Source organism: Blastococcus sp. CT_GayMR20, assembly GCF_004570345.1.
Map to the genome: position 1 here is coordinate 13,638 of NZ_SPQM01000063.1, position 14,716 is coordinate 28,353.

The 14,716-nt window shown below is 74.9% G+C and carries 13 protein-coding genes; 4 read left to right on the forward strand and 9 right to left on the reverse strand.

Features of this window, described 5'->3' with window-relative positions:
* Positions 1 to 61: 61 nt before the first annotated feature.
* The gene (locus E4P40_RS15125) at positions 62 to 400 is read right to left on the reverse strand and encodes a hypothetical protein (protein ID WP_209305346.1); all 339 of its coding nucleotides are present in this window, start codon (positions 398 to 400) and stop codon (positions 62 to 64) included.
* 57 nt (positions 401 to 457) lie between these two features.
* Here E4P40_RS15125 and E4P40_RS15130 point away from each other — a divergent pair, with 57 nt between their 5' ends.
* The 3 genes from E4P40_RS15130 to E4P40_RS29005 all read left to right on the forward strand — a co-directional run bounded on the left by E4P40_RS15130 (position 458) and on the right by E4P40_RS29005 (position 2,263).
* Complete coding sequence (locus E4P40_RS15130; RefSeq protein ID WP_209305347.1) at positions 458 to 1,018, forward strand: hypothetical protein; 561 nt, start codon at positions 458 to 460, stop codon at positions 1,016 to 1,018.
* Between the two features lie 137 nt (positions 1,019 to 1,155).
* On the forward strand, positions 1,156 to 1,488 hold the full coding sequence (locus tag E4P40_RS15135) for a flagellar FlbD family protein (RefSeq protein ID WP_135159377.1): 333 nt from the start codon (positions 1,156 to 1,158) through the stop codon (positions 1,486 to 1,488).
* Positions 1,489 to 1,939: 451 nt separating this feature from the next.
* Complete coding sequence (locus E4P40_RS29005; protein WP_245160363.1) at positions 1,940 to 2,263, forward strand: MotA/TolQ/ExbB proton channel family protein; 324 nt, start codon at positions 1,940 to 1,942, stop codon at positions 2,261 to 2,263.
* A gap of 3 nt (positions 2,264 to 2,266) precedes the next feature.
* Here the strand turns inward: E4P40_RS29005 and E4P40_RS15145 are convergent, their stop codons facing one another.
* The 3 genes from E4P40_RS15145 to E4P40_RS15155 all read right to left on the reverse strand — a co-directional run bounded on the left by E4P40_RS15145 (position 2,267) and on the right by E4P40_RS15155 (position 5,170).
* Positions 2,267 to 3,682: a protein kinase gene (locus tag E4P40_RS15145; RefSeq protein ID WP_135159376.1), complete on the reverse strand. Its 1,416-nt coding sequence runs from the start codon at positions 3,680 to 3,682 to the stop codon at positions 2,267 to 2,269.
* 80 nt (positions 3,683 to 3,762) lie between these two features.
* Entirely contained in the window at positions 3,763 to 4,518 is a 756-nt protein-coding gene (locus E4P40_RS15150) for an aquaporin (RefSeq protein ID WP_135159375.1), read from the reverse strand.
* Between the two features lie 94 nt (positions 4,519 to 4,612).
* Positions 4,613 to 5,170 carry a gluconokinase gene (locus E4P40_RS15155; protein WP_135159374.1) on the reverse strand — a complete coding sequence of 186 codons (558 nt, stop codon included), beginning with the start codon at positions 5,168 to 5,170 and terminating at the stop codon, positions 4,613 to 4,615.
* A gap of 76 nt (positions 5,171 to 5,246) precedes the next feature.
* Between E4P40_RS15155 and E4P40_RS15160 the strand changes: the two genes are divergently transcribed.
* The gene (locus E4P40_RS15160) at positions 5,247 to 5,690 is read left to right on the forward strand and encodes a CBS domain-containing protein (protein WP_167762249.1); all 444 of its coding nucleotides are present in this window, start codon (positions 5,247 to 5,249) and stop codon (positions 5,688 to 5,690) included.
* A 15-nt stretch (positions 5,691 to 5,705) separates the two neighbouring features.
* Here E4P40_RS15160 and E4P40_RS15165 read toward each other — a convergent pair whose 3' ends face one another.
* The 5 genes from E4P40_RS15165 to E4P40_RS15185 form a co-directional block, all read right to left on the reverse strand.
* Positions 5,706 to 7,043, reverse strand: a complete 1,338-nt coding sequence (locus E4P40_RS15165; RefSeq protein WP_135159372.1) for a cyclic nucleotide-binding domain-containing protein — start codon at positions 7,041 to 7,043, stop codon at positions 5,706 to 5,708.
* On the reverse strand, positions 7,040 to 8,683 hold the full coding sequence (locus E4P40_RS15170; protein ID WP_135159371.1) for an FAD-dependent oxidoreductase: 1,644 nt from the start codon (positions 8,681 to 8,683) through the stop codon (positions 7,040 to 7,042). Before E4P40_RS15170 ends, E4P40_RS15165 begins: the two co-directional genes overlap by 4 nt.
* Entirely contained in the window at positions 8,680 to 10,728 is a 2,049-nt protein-coding gene (locus E4P40_RS15175) for a hypothetical protein (protein WP_135159370.1), read from the reverse strand. Before E4P40_RS15175 ends, E4P40_RS15170 begins: the two co-directional genes overlap by 4 nt.
* Positions 10,729 to 10,835: 107 nt before the next feature.
* Positions 10,836 to 14,396: an adenylate/guanylate cyclase domain-containing protein gene (locus tag E4P40_RS15180; protein ID WP_135159369.1), complete on the reverse strand. Its 3,561-nt coding sequence runs from the start codon at positions 14,394 to 14,396 to the stop codon at positions 10,836 to 10,838.
* A 171-nt stretch (positions 14,397 to 14,567) separates the two neighbouring features.
* Positions 14,568 to 14,716, reverse strand: a 149-nt coding sequence (locus E4P40_RS15185) for a flagellin (protein WP_280790622.1), incomplete at its 5' end; no start/stop codon positions are given.

Here is a 14,716-nt window from a genome sequence, read left to right on the forward strand (position 1 = left end):
GCGTTCCCGCCTGTAGCCGAATCCCCGCGGGGTCACCCGTCCGGGGGTGCGTCCGCGCAGCTCAGAAGCCGAAGAGCAGGCCGAGGCCCCCGACGGTGAACAGGACCATCACGAGGACGAGCGGCAGCTGGTCAGAGGCACGCGCCCGACGAGCGGACAGCAGGGCCCGCTCGTGGGCGAGCGTCACCCCGAGGACGTGGCCGACGACGACCGCGCCGACCTGCACCAGCGCGATCGCGTCGGAGCTGACGGCGGTGAGGTCGACCCGGTTGCCGAAGGTGCCGAACAGGTCGACCCCGGCCAGCCCGAACGGGTTGCTGACCAGGATCCACGTGGTCTGGCCGTCGAGCACCAGCAGGCTGAAGTAGTGGGCGACGGTGTAACCGAGTGCGATCGGCACGACCGTCCCGGCGTACCGGCGGGGCTGGACCCGCGTCTCCTCCCCGGGCTCACGGCCGTGGTCGTCGTGCTCCTGGGGTCGACCGCCTTCGACGGACTGTCGCGCACAGTGTTCTGGCAGACCGGCCCGGGCGCGGCGAACGACATCGCCTCCGGCACCCTCGGCCTGGTCGTGATGATCGCGCTCGTCGCCGGCCTCTACGTGCTCGGCGCCCGGCTGTCCGGCCGGCTCGCCGGGCAGGAGACGCGGGTCCAGCCCCGCCGGTACGCCGGGACGGTCGTGCCGATCGCACTCGGTTACACCGTCGCCCACTACTTCAGCCTGCTGGTGCTCGACGGCCAGACCACGTGGATCCTGGTCAGCAACCCGTTCGGGCTGGCCGGGGTCGACCTGTTCGGCACCTTCGGCAACCGGGTCGACCTCACCGCCGTCAGCTCCGACGCGATCGCGCTGGTGCAGGTCGGCGCGGTCGTCGTCGGCCACGTCCTCGGGGTGACGCTCGCCCACGAGCGGGCCCTGCTGTCCGCTCGTCGGGCGCGTGCCTCTGACCAGCTGCCGCTCGTCCTCGTGATGGTCCTGTTCACCGTCGGGGGCCTCGGCCTGCTCTTCGGCTTCTGAGCTGCGCGGACGCACCCCCGGACGGGTGACCCCGCGGGGATTCGGCTACAGGCGGGAACGCGTTCTTCCGATGGGGAGAGTGCCTTGACAGGCGCCACCGGGGTCCGCTGCCCCGACTGAGCGGAAGGACCGCTCCCGTGATCGCTGTGACCTGCCGCAACGGCGAGCACTTCTCGGTCGACCCGATGTCGATCGAGCGCGTCGAGACCGACCCCGACACCGTCATCCACCTCGTCGACGGGACGAAGTACGTCGTGGTCCAGACGTTCGACGACCTGCTCCTCGACATCCGTGATCACCGGGCGGCGGTGACGGTCGCGCAGAAGCGGCTGGCCGGCGGCGTCGCCGAGATCGCCGACCACGCCTCGCACGTGAAGCGGACCACGATCAGGCTCGAGCGGCGGCAGTACCGCCGCGACGAGCCCGGCACCCCCCCGTCCGACACCACCCCGGGCCGCACCGAGGACTGACGGGTGATTCCGGCGACGTTCCTCGGGATGGGGCTGGCGGTCGGCTCGCTGGTCGTCATGATGCTGCTCGAGGGCTCGAGCCCGCTGGCCGTCGTCCTGCTGCCTCCGCTGGTCCTCGTCTTCGGCGCGACCTTCGGCGCGGCCATCGCCGGCTCCACCCTGCGCGACGTGCGTCAGCTCCGTCGCTGGTTCGCCATGGCCTTCGCCGGTGAGCGCCTGCCGCAGACGCCTGCGCTGATCGCCCAGCTCGTCGAGCTGGCCACGGTGGCGCGCAAGGAGGGCATGCTGCCCCTGGAGAAGCGGGCACGGGCCGTCTCCGACCCGTTCCTGCGCCACGGCCTGCAGATGGCGGTGGACGGGGTGCCGGTCGAGCAGCTCCGGCGCGTGCTGGAGGGCGAGATCGAGGCCCACCGCGGCCGACGACCGGGTCGCCGTCCGCTTCTTCGCCCGGATGGGCGGCTACGCGCCCACCATCGGCATCATCGGGACCGTCGTCGGGCTGGTGCAGGTCCTCCGCAGTCTCGAGGACCCCGCGGTGCTCGGCCCCCTCGTGGCCACTGCCTTCGTGGCGACCCTCTGGGGCGTGCTGTCGGCCAATTTCCTCTGGCTGCCGATGAGCGTGAAGATCCACCGCATCAGCGAGCTGCGGGGCGCGCAGATGACCCTGCTGCTCGAGGGGGTGACGGAGATCCTGGCCGGCACGAACCCGCGCGCCATCCGGGCGAAGCTCACCGCCATGGTGCCGCCGAGCGAGGTCCGGCTCACCGCGGCCTGACGGTCAGTCGTCCCCGTCGTCCCCGTCGTTGCCGTTCCCGTTCCCGTTGCCGTTGCCGTTGCCGTTGCCGTTCCCGTTCCCGTTGCCGTTCCCGTTGTCGTTCCCCGGCGCCGGGGCCGGGGCCGGTGGGATCGCGTAGGAGACCGTGACCACGGTGCCCGGCGGCAGTTCCCCCTCCGGGGCGACCGCCGCCACCCGGCCCGAGGCGACCTCGTCCGTCGTCACCTCGGCGAGCTCCACCTGCAGCCCGCGGCCGACCAGCTCGGCGAAGACCTCCCCGACCGGCCGGTCCAGGAGGTCCGCGGCGACGACCGCAACCGTCGGCGCCGGCACCGGCACCGGGGACGACGTCGCCTGCGAGGTCGTGGGCCCGCCGGCCGCCTGGCCATCCCCCGTGTCCGTGCCCGGGTCGGGCCGCAGCAGGGCGATCAGGACCGCCACCACGACCACCGCGGCGACCGCGCCGGCGAACAGCGGGATCGGCAGGTGCCGGGCCGGCGGGGCGGACGGGGCGGGCACAGCGCCGGGGACGGACGGGAGCTGCAGGACGGCGGTCCCGTGCGGGCCGGCCGGTCCGATCGGTGCGGTCGCGCTGGCGGCGGACACCGTCTCGACGGCCGTCCGGAGCGCCGCGCCGTCCGGGAACCGCTGCGCCGGGTCCTTGGCCATCGCGCGCTCCACGAGCCCGCGCAGGCCGGCCGGCACGTCCGGCGGCAGGGGCTCCGGCTCCTCCCGCATCTGCTTCAGCGCCACCTGCACGGAGTTCTCGCCCTCGAAGGGCGGCCGCCCGGTGAGGCACTCGTAGGCCACGGTGCCCAGCGCGTACACGTCACTGGCCGGGGTGGCCTTGCCCCCCGCGGCCTGCTCGGGTGACAGGTAGTGCGCCGTCCCCACGACCTGTCCGGTCCCGGTGAGGGGCACGCTGGCGGCCGACCAGGCGATGCCGAAGTCGGTGATCTTGACGACCCCGTCGGTCGCGACGAGCACGTTCCCCGGCTTGACGTCCCGGTGGACGACGCCGGCGGCGTGCGCGGCCGCCAGCGCGGCGGAGGTCTGCCGGAGGACGTCGAGGGTGCGGGCAGGGCTGAGCCGTCCCTCGCGCTCCAGCAGCGCCGACAGGGTCTCGCCCTCCACCAGCTCCATGACGAGGTAGGCGATCCGTTCGCCGTCGTCGGTGGCCTCGCCGTAGTCGAAGACGGACGCGATGTGGGGGTGGTGCAGCGCCGCGGTGTGCTGGGCCTCGGCCCGGAACCGGGCACGGAACGTCGCGTCGCCGGTGAACTCGCTGCGCAGCACCTTCACCGCGACGGGTCGCTCGAGCAGCGTGTCGCGGGCCCGCCAGACCCGGCCCATGCCGCCGCTGGCCAGCGGCACGAGCAGCCGGTAGCGGTCGCCGAGCAGACGCGTCGACGGTTCCACGGCACCTCCCGACCGCTCGGGGGCCGCCCCCGGCGACGGCCCGACCCCTGGAAGGTTGCCAGAGGAGGACGGGGAACCGCTCAGGGCGCCTCGGGCGGCTCGCCCGCGGCCAGGACGCGGTCGTACAGGACGGCGGCCAGGATGCCGCCGAGCGTCGGCGCCACCAGGTACAGCCACAACGGCGCGAGATCACCGGCCAGCAGGTTCGGACCGAAGGCGCGGGCGGGGTTGACCGCCCCACCGGTCAGGGGGCCCGCGACGAAGATGGCCGCCGCGAGGGCGAAGCCGACCGCCACCGGGGCGACCGAGCTCTCCGCGCGGTCGTCGGTCGCGACCGAGATGACGACCAGGACCAGCACGAACGTGACCAGCAGCTCGACGAGGAACGCCTGGCCCACCGAGACCCCGTCGGCGGGGCGGGTGGCCGCCAGCCCGGCCTCGCTGCGCGCCCGCCCGCCATAGCTGACCCACGTGCAGAGGGCGCCCAGGAGCCCGCCGCCGAGCTGCGCCAGCACGTAGACGCCGGCCGCGGACCACGGGAACCGGCGCGTCACCGCCAGGCCCACGGTGATGGCGGGGTTCAGGTGGCACCCGGAGACGTGGCCGAAGGCGGCGACCAGGGCCACCAGCACGAGGCCGAAGGCGAGGACGACGGCCAGGGTGTCGTACACCGCCTCGCCACGGGCCGCCGACGCCACCGCGACGCTGGTGCCCACGTAGACCAGCACGGCGGTACCGAGGAACTCGGCGACCGCCGCCCGGACGGGGCGTCTGCTGACCGTGCTGCCGTACAGCCCGGCCGACGTGGAACCCCGTGCGACACCTACTGCGTCCATGACCGTCCGACCCCCGTGCCGCCCCCGAGCTGTGGCTCCGTGGTTGCCCCGCTCGGAGACCGGTCACACCCGGATCGTCAGGGTCTGCCGCGGCTCAGGACGAGGTCCCCCGGTCGATGCGGACACCACGCTCGGCGCTGAGCGTGGCCAGGAGCTGCTCGACGACGGTGTCGGGCGTGCCGGCTCCCGAGATGCTCGCGCCCGGTTCGTCGTCCTGGAGCGGCTGGAGCGTCGCCAACTGGCTCTCCAGCAGGGCCGAGGGCATGTAGTGGCCGGTGCGCCTCTCGACGCGTTCACGGAGCAGCTCGGGGTCGACCGTCACGTGGGCGAACCAGACGGACGGATGCCCGTCGCGGAGCAGGTCGCGGTAGCTGCGCTTGAGCGCCGAGCAGGTGACGACGACGTCCCGGCCGGCCTGCTCGCGCTCTCCGATCCACGCCGCAAGGCTGCGCAGCCACGGCCACCGGTCCTCGTCGTCCAGCGGCGTGCCCGCGCGCATCTTGGCCACGTTGGCCGGGGGATGGAAGTCGTCGCCCTCGGCGAACTCGCACCCCAGCCGTTCGACGAGGCCCGCGGCCACGGTCGACTTCCCCGAGCCGGAGACGCCCATGACGACGACCGTCGTGGTGTCGCCGGGTGTGTCCTCGTCCATGGGCCGGACGCTATGCCCCCGTGCGTGCAGCCCGCACAATGAGCGCACCCCAGGAGGCGCATCCCCAGGAGCCGCCATGTCCGGAAGCAGCCCGCCCACCCCCACGGCCGGTCCGACCGTGCAGGAACCCACGGTGGGGCAGCTGATGCGCCCGGCGACCAGGACGGTGGAGGCCGACGCCCACGTCGCCTCGGCCGCCTACCTGATGAAGCGGGCGCACGACTGCGCCCTGGTCGTGACGTCCGACGACGAGGGGCGCATGCCGATCGCCGTCCTCACCGACGCCGACGTGAGCCAGGCGGTGGCCGACGGACGAGACCTCGGCGAGATCCGGATCAACGACCTGCGGCTGCCACGGCCCACGGCCGTCCACCCGGACACGTCGCTCACCGAGGCGGCCGAGCTGATGCTCGAGAAGGCGCTGAACAACCTTCCCGTCGTGGACGACGACGGGCTCGTCGGCCTCGTCGACCTCACCGCGGTGTGCCGCGCCCTGCTGAGGCGCCAGCCGGTCGCGTGACCCCCGGGCGCGGCCTCAGCGGTGCCGCGGCAGGACGACGCGGGCGCGGGTGACGCCGTCCTCGGAGGTGAGCGTGAGCCGGCCCTTGTGCCGTTGCGCGACGACCGCGAGCGACGTGGCCAGCCCGAGTCCGGTGCCCTGGCCGACCGGTTTGGTCGTGTAGAAGGCGTCGAAGGCACGCTCGAGGACCTCGGGCGGCACGGTCGGACCGGTGTTCTCCACGTCGACGACGACGGAGTCGGGCTCGCCCCGCGTGCGGACGGTGACCTCGCCCTGGGACCCGACGGCGGCGAGCGCGTTGTCCAGGAGATTGGTCCACACCATGGCCAGGTCCGCGGGCCAGCCCTCCACGACGAGGGGCCCCGGATCGAGGTCGCGCACGATGCGCACGCCCGGCGGCACCTTGTGCCGGACGAGGACGAGGGACTGCTCGAGCCCGGCATGGACGTCGACCGTGCTCAGTGCCTGGTCGGCCGCGTAGGCCAGCGGGCGCACCCCCGACACGATCTTCGACAGGTACTCCGCGCCGGCCGACACCTCCTCGAGCACCGCGCGGATCTCCTCGGCCCGCACCAGGTCGCGCACCGCGCCGCCGCGGTCCTCGGCCGGGAGAGCGGCCAGCGCGCCGGCGAGGGCGGTGGGCTCGACGCCGAGGCGGACCAGGTCGGACGCCGCGCTCCAGCCGCCCTCGACGCCCGCCGCGGTCAGGACCCCGGCGAGCGCGGTCCCCGCGTCGGCCCGGGCCAGCGGGTCGTCGGGCACCGGACGCTCCCCCACGAGCGGCGCGAGGGGACTCGGCGGACGGTCGTCGGCAGCGTGCAGGGCGCGGAGCCGGGCGGCTCCCCGCTGCACGGCGGCGGCCGGGTTGTTCACCTCGTGCAGCAGGCCGGCCGCCAGGGCGCCCAGTGCCGCCATCCGCTCGTGCTGGCGCAGCAGCCCCTCCTCGCGGTCCAGCCGCCGGGACGTGGCCGTGAGCAGAGCCCGGGCAGACGGAGGGTGGGCGAGCAGCCGGTCGAGCGCCTCCGCGCCGATGCGCTGCACCCGTGCCGGGCCCCGCGCCCGGACCGTGGCCGACCGCGGACGCCCGTGGGCGACGCCGAGCTCCCCGATCAGGTCGCCGGGCCCGCACACGTTGAGCAGGAGGTCGGCGCCGTTGGCCAGCCGGCTGATCTCCAGCTCCCCGTCGGCGACCACGTACATGGCATCCGGCGGCGAGCCCTCGCTCATCAGCACCTCCCCCGGAGTCAGCTCCACGGCGCGGCTGGTCGCCGCCAGCGCGCTGACGTCGTCCTGCGGGAGCTCGGCGAACAGCCGGGACCTGCGCAGCGCGGCGGCGACGTCCGCCGTCGTCACCGACCGGCCAGCCGCTCGTGGGCGAAGCGCACCGCCATCGCGCCCTCCCCCACGGCGGAGGCGATGCGCTTCACCGACCCGTGCCGGACGTCGCCGGCGGCGAACACCCCCGGCACGGACGTCTCCAGCGGAAGGGGCGGCACCTCGAGCGGCCAGTCGGGCGGTGGGAGGCCGAGGTCGCCACCGGTGAGCACGAAGCCCTTGTCGTCCCGGCGGACGACGCCCTCGAGCCAGCTCGTGCGGGGCGCCTGCCCGACGAAGACGAACAGCGCGTTCGCGGGGACCTCGCGCTCCTCCGTGCCGTTCGAACGCAGCCGGAGCCCCTCCAGCCGCCGCTCACCGAGCACCCCGGCGACCTCCGTCCGGGGCTCGAGGGAGATCGTGTCCGAGGCCTCGATCCGGTCGATGAGGTAGCTCGACATGGTGCTCGTGAGGTCGGCAGCGCGGACGAGCAGCGTCACCGAGGCGGCGAACTGGGCCAGGAAGAGCGCCGCCTGCCCGGCCGAGTTGCCGCCTCCGACGACGAAGACCCGCCCGCCGGCGTGGTCCACGCCCTCCGCACGACCGGCGCCGTAGTAGACGCCGGTGCCGGTGAGCGGCGCGGCTCCGGGCACGTCGAGGGTGCGGTAGTTGACGCCCGAGGCGATCAGCAGCGTCGAGGCGCTGACCTCGGTGCCGTCGGCCAGCCGGATCAGGGTGTACGGATCCTCGCGGCGCAGCCCGGCCACCTCGGCGGGCACGAGGATCTCCGCGCCGAAGCGGATCGCCTGCTCGCGGGCGCGCAGCGTGAGGTCCGCACCCGAGAGCCCGACGGGGAACCCGAGGTAGTTCTCGATCCGGCTGGTCGTGCCCGCCTGCCCGCCGGGGGCGTTGCACTCCAGGACGAGGGTGGACAGGCCCTCCGACGCCCCGTAGACCCCCGCCGCCAGCCCGGCGGGACCGGCACCGACGACGACGAGGTCGTAGGCCGACCGCTCGGCGCGCACCTGCAGCCCGATCCGCTCCGCCACGGCGTGCAGGTCCGGGTCGACGAGCACCTCGCCGTCGTCGGTCACAAGGATCGGCAGCGACCCTGCGTCGGCGCGCGCGGCATCCAGCAGCACGCGGGCCTGGGGATCGGTCTCGACGTCGAGCCACCGGTAGGGCACGAGGTTGCGGGCGAGGAACTCGCGGAGCGCGTGGCTGGCGGCCGACCACCGGTCGCCGACCACGCGCAGGTTCGCCGCCGGGGCAGGTCGCCGCCAGGTCTCGAGCAGGTCGTCGAGCACCGGGTAGAGCCGTTCCTCCGGCGGGTCCCACGGCTTGAGCAGGTAGTGGTGGACGTCGGCGTCGTTGATGGCGCGGATGGCGGCGTCGGTGTCCGCGTAGGCGGTGAGCAGCACCCGCCGGGCGTCCGGGTAGAGCTCGCGGGACGCGGCGAGGAACTCCGTGCCGCTCATGCCCGGCATCCGCTGGTCCACGAGCAGCAGCGCCACGGTGTCGTCGCGCAGCCGCAGTCGGCGCAGCAGGTCCAGCGCCTGGTCACCCGAGGACGCCGCGACGATCTGGTAGTGCTCGGCGTAGCGGTCGCGCAGATCGCGCTCGACCGCGGCGAGCACCGGGCCGTCGTCGTCCACGGCCAGCAGGACCGGTCTGCTCATCGGGCCACTCCTCCCCCGTTCAGCCGGGACGCCGACCGGACGGCCCGCTGGTCCCGTCGCGACTCCAGCGCCGAGCGCAGCACCGCGGTGGCCAGCGACACGGGCGCATCGCCGTCGGCCGGCGCGTGCTGCAGGACGGCGAGGACGGCGTCGTCCGTCCCGCCGTCCGGGCGTCCGCCGTCGACGGTGTCGGCGACGGCGGTCAGGGCGGTCGCGAGCGCCGCCGTGGGCTCCGGCAGCCCGAGGTCCCGGCGCCACGGCGCACCCGGACGCGCGTCGGCGAGGACGGCGGCCACCCGGTCCGGCGTGTGCTCGAGGGCCTCCGCCGCCGCCTCGGCCCACGCGGTCACGATGGTCAGCTCCGGCGGGGTGAGCGCGGCGCCGGTCACCCCGCGCGGCCCCGGGACGCGGCCGGGATCCCCGGCGACGGCGGTCACCTGGTGCACCCCGGCGACCACCAGCCCGGTCGCGTTGTCCACCGGTGTCCGCCCGTCCGCGCACCGGCGGCGGGCGCGGGTGTGGGCGACGCTCATGACCACGCCGTGCGCGCCGGGGTCGAGGGAGATCTCGCGCAGCCCGCGGGTCGGGTCCTTCCACATCGCCACGACCGACGACGGCGGCGCACCGATCGGCCGGCTGCGCTCGACCATCCCGGACGCGGTGAGCGTGAGCACCGCCGTCCCCGGGTCGTCGGCGAGCACGCTGGCGTAGCGGGCCGTCCAGCGGGAGGCCAGCTGCGGCCCGTCGAGCAGGATCGTCACGACCAGCGAGGGGCCGACGTCCCGGATGAGCTCGGCGACCTCGTCGAGGCGGGCGAGGTCCTCGCACACGACGGCGACGACGGTGAGGCCCTCGCTGAGCTCGAGGAACTGCAGCGCGCGGCGCGGCACCTCCATCGCCTCCCACCAGCGCACCGAGGGATGCAGCGCGCCGGCGAGGTGGTACTGGTTGATCTGGCTCTCGTCGAGGAACCAGCGGTGGTGCTTGTTCTGCCGGTAGTGCGACCAGCAGCCGCCGACGTGCACGCCGAGGTGCACCCAGTTGCCGGGCAGCCGGTCGGGCGGCGTGGGCTCCCGGACGCCCGCGAGCAGCATGTTGACGCCGTAGCGCGCGAGCAGCGCCTCGAGGGGCTCGAGCTCGTCGGCGGGCACGCTGCTCTCGGGGAGGACGACCGCGTCGATGCCGTCCACCTCGTCGAGCGCCCCGACCAGCACCCGCTCCACGAGGTCGAGGTCGAAGGTCTCGGCCGGGACGAACTCGAAGATGCCGAACGGCTCGTTCTCCGCACGCCGCACCGAGCCCGGGAGCGGCCGGAAGTCCCGCTGCCGCACCCGCAGCGGCCACGGCAGCAGCAGCACGTTGGCCTGCTGCTGACCGGTGCCCGACCGCCGGGCCGGGGCCTTGTGCCAGGCGACGTCCACGGAGGTGCCGCGCAGGCAGAGGTAGCGCGACAGCGACCGGAAGGAGATGCCTCCCGGCGGCGTCCGGCCCTTGGGCAGCACCCGCAGCCGGAACGGGGCGACGGCGGACAGCGAGCCGGTGCGGGCCAGGAGCTCACCCGCCCGGCCGCGGAAGCGGAAGCCGGCCGTGCGCTCCGGATCGAGCGCGGCGGCCACGCCCGCGCAGGCCTCGTCGCTGAGCGCGAGCAGCAGGAACAGCGCCTCGCAGACCTCCCACGCGCGGCCGTCGGCGATGTCGTCGAGTTCGGTCCCCGCGGCGGCGAGCAGCGTCGTCCAGGTCTCGGAGACGAGGGCCGGCGGGGGCCCGTCGGGTGCCTCGGTCCAGGCGCACCACTGCTCGGCCGCGTCGGTGACCACGTCGTTCCAGCCGCCGAGCCGGGGCGGGGGCCACTGCCGGCCGGGCGGCGGTGACACGGCGAACCGGTAGGCGTGGGTGCGGCCCAGGACGGTGCCGGCGAGTGCGAAGACGTCCGGCGGCCACTCGAGGTCGGAGTCGGTGAGCTCCCGGCCGCTCACGTCCGCCCAGAGCGAGGCGACGGTCGGGGGGCCGGTCGCGCTCCGCACCGGCCGCGGGACCACGTCCATCCGTCGGCTCCCCCTCGTCGTCCCCGTGTTCCCGCGGGAACGTCCGTGGCCCTCGGCCGGAGGGTAGCGACGAGCGGCGGGCGGCACGAGGGAATCCGTCCGCGTGCTCAGTCCGTCCGCGCGATCGTCGCCAACCGCACGTTGACCGGCGCCGTCAGGAACCGGGTCCGCAGGTCGTCGTCGGCGATCCGGGCGGCCCGCTCGCGCAGGTGCGCCGCGGCCCGCTCCGCCACGTCCGCGGCACGCGGATCCCCGGCGTCGGAGAGCACCAGGTGGACGTCGGCGAGGACGCGGCCGGGTTCGACGGTGCCGACGGCGACCGAGTCCAGGTGCGGCAGGACCTCCTCGACCGCCTCCATCGCCGCACCGAGGTCGCCGGCGTCCCGCAGCGCGAGGGCGAGGACGCCGAGGCACTCCAGCCGGTCGTACTCGAGGCCCAGCTCGGCGTGCCGCTGCGCGGCCGCACGGAGGAGGTCGACCGCGACCGGATCACCGGCCGCCCGGTGGGCCATGCCGGCGACCAGGTCCGCGCGCGCCTGCGCAGGCGGGACGTCGTCCGCGGCCGCGGCCTCCTGGGCCGCGGTGGCGTGCGCGAGCGCGTCGTCGACCCGTCCCTCGGCGAGGTCGACGACCGCGATCGAGGCGAGGAGGTGTGTGGTGAAGTACGACAGGGCGCGCCGGCTGCTCTCCTCCAGTCCGCGGTCGAGGTACCTCCGCGCCGTCGCGTGGTCGCCGACGAGCCGGTGGCTGTCGCCGAGGCTCTGCAGGGAGGCGACGACACCCTCCGTGTCGTCGATGTCCTCGGTCAGCTGCAACGCGCGCCGGCCCTGCTCGAGCGCGTCGTCGACCCGGCCCTGGTCCATCGCGATCCGGGCGAGGTTGGTGAGCATGACGCCCTCGCGGTAGCGGTGCCCGGTCACCTGGAAGACCGCCAGCGCGTCCTCGGTCGCGGCGCGCGCCTCCTCGAGCCGGCCCATGTGCATCAGGAGGGCACCGCGCTGCCCGGTGACCATCGCCTCGCCCTCGCTGTCCTGGATGTGCCGGTGCTCGGCCCGTGCCTCGTCGAGCAGGGCGAGCCCCTCGTCGGTCTCCGCCAGGTTGGTCGCCACGACGGCCAGCAGCCGCAGGACCTCCCCCGCCCGCTTGTGGTCGTCGGTCGACCGGGCGGTCGTCAGAGCCTGACCGAGCAGCTCGCGGGCGGCCGCGTGCTCGTTGAGGTACGCCCGGCTCCGGCCACCCTGCATCAGCCCGTCGGACTCCAGGTCGGGCCGGCCCGCCTCCCGGGCCAGCCGCGCCGCCTCGTCGGCGACCTCCGGGACGGCGGGGTAGTCGCCGCGGAAGAACAGCCATCGCCCATGGGCGAGCAGGACCTTCGCCCGGCGCACGGGGTCGAGACCGGTCGCGGCGGACAGTTCGTCCAGCGTGGTCCGCTGCTCGTCGCGGCGGCCGAGCCGGTCCAGCACGACCTCGCGGGCCAGCAGCACGTCGGCCCAGAGCCCCTGCTCGCCGGCGGGGACGAGAGGAAGCGCGCGGGCGAAGAGCTGCAGGGCGTCGTCGAGCGCGAAGGTGCGGGCGGCGTGCTCGCCGGCCCGCAGGTACCAGCGGGCGGCCGCCGGGGGGTTGCCCGCCTCCTGGTGGTGGTGGGCGACCGCCGCGGCGTGCTCGTCGGGCCGCTGGCTGCGTTCGACCGCCTCCTCCAGCCACTGGGCGGCCAGCGCGTGGTGGGCCCGGCGCACCGAGCGGAGGACCCCCTCGTAGGCGACGTCGCGCATGAGCGCGTGGCGGAAGGAGAACTCCGCGCTGCCGGAGAAGCTGGAGTGCGGCCGACGGAACACCACCTCGCGGATCGCCAGCCGTTCGAGCGCGGTGTCCCGCGTCGCGGCGTCGATCGCCGTGGCCAGCCGGGCGACGGCCTGGTCCCAGAACACCCGGCCCACGACGGCGGCGCCGCCGAGGACGCCGCGCTCGACGACCTCCAGGGAGTCCAGCCGCGCCTGCAGCAGGCCGCGCAGCGTCGTGGGGATGCGGACGGAGTCCAGAGGTCTCGCCGCCACCCGCCAGGGGTCGTGCGACGTGTCGACGACCCCCTCCTGGACGAGCCACTTCACGAGCTCCTCGACGTAGTAGGGGTTGCCGTCGGCGGTGCCGACGACCAGCTCGACGAGGGCCGCCGGCACGTCGTCCGCCCGCTGCAGGATCTCGGCGACGAGGCTGCGGGCGTCGTCCTGGTCCAACGGCTCGAGCCGGAGGGTGGAGTGCACCGACGCGGTGCGTCCCCACGACGGCCGCTGCTCCAGCAGCGTGGGGCGGGCCGTCGCGAGGACCAGCAGCGGACCGCCGTCCGGCGCCCGGGCCAGCGCCTCGAGGGAGTCCAGGCTCGCGGCGTCGAGCCAGTGCAGGTCCTCGAGCAGGACGACCACAGGCGCCCGCTCGGCCAGCGTGTCCAGCAGCCGCAGCACCAGACCGCTCCCCCGCCGCCGCAGTGCCTCGGGATCGGTCGTCCCGACCGCCTCACGTCCGGCGTCGCCGACCGGGAACCCCAGCCAGGTGGCCACGGTCTCCGGTGAGCCGTCGGTGTCCTCGACGCCGCCGTGCAGCTGGGTCCAGCCCTGCGCCCAACGGCGACGCACGCGTTCGGGGTCGTCCGTGGAGCGGATGCCGAGCCGCTCGCCGAACACGCTGCGCAGCAGCGTGTTGGCCACGCCCTGCGTCGACGGGGACCCCCGGCCGCGCAGCACCCAGACCTCCGTCGGCAGGCGCGCCAGCCACGTCTCGACGTCGTGCACGAGCCGGGACTTGCCGACACCGGCCTCGCCGAGCACCGTCACGACGCGCCGACCGCCCTCGGCGACGACCCCGGCGAACGCGTCGCGCAGCACCCGGAACTCCGCCTCGCGCCCCACCGTGCGGGTGACCACCCCCTCCACCCCGCGGGTCTCCGGCCAGAAGCCCTCCCGGTCGGGGGACGCGACGACGTAGGCGTCGACCGGGCCCTCGATGCCCTTGAGGTGCAGCCCGGGGATGCGCCGCAGCCCGAAGACGCCACGGACCTGGCGGCACGTCTCCTCCGACAGCAGCACCGTGCCCGGCTCCGCGGCCGCCTGCAGGCGGGCGGCCCGGTTGGCGGTGTCGCCGACGACGAGGAAGTCCCCCGACGCCCGCTCCGCCAGACCGGTCACCACCATCTCGCCGGTGTCGATCCCCACGCGGACGACGATCGGGGCAGCGTGCGACTCCTGCAGCTGGGCGCTCAGCGTCTCGACGGCCGCAACCACCGCCAGGCCGGCGCGCACGGCGCGGGCCGCGTCGTCCTCCCGGGAGCGGTACAGCCCGAAGACCGCCATCACCGCGTCGCCGATGAACTTCTCGACCACGCCACCCTCGGCCTCGACGGCGCTGCGGACGGCCGCGAAGTACCGGCTCATCACCTGCTGGAGGTCCTCGGCGTCCAGCCGCCGGGCCAGCGGCGTGGAATCGACCAGATCGGCGAACAGGACGGTGACCAGTTTCCGCTGCTCGCCCACGGAGGCGGCGAGCAGCCGGTCGCGCTTGTCGACCAGCGGTGCGAGCGCCGTCGTGACGACCTGGTCCCCGAGGATGCGCCGCTGCCCCTCGAGCGCGGCGATCGCCTGCTCGAGGGCCGTCAGCTCAGCCGGTTCCGGTTGCATCGGTCACGTCTGGCCCCCTCCGCCCGGACGAGCGGACCGTACCTCCGCACCGGGCTTCGCGGGAGCCCCCGACCAGCGGCGACCCCCGCCGACCGGGAACGCGAACGAGGGGGGAGGCCATCGGCCTCCCCCCTCGTCCGGGGTCGTACTAGGTGCCTAGCTCAGCTGGGATCAGCGGAGCAGGGACAGGACACCCTGCGAGGCCTGGTTGGCCTGCGCGAGCATCGCGGTGCCGGCCTGGGACAGGATCTGGTTCCGGGTGAACTGGACCATCTCCTGCGCCATGTCGGCGTCGCGGATGCGGCTCTCCGACGCGGTCA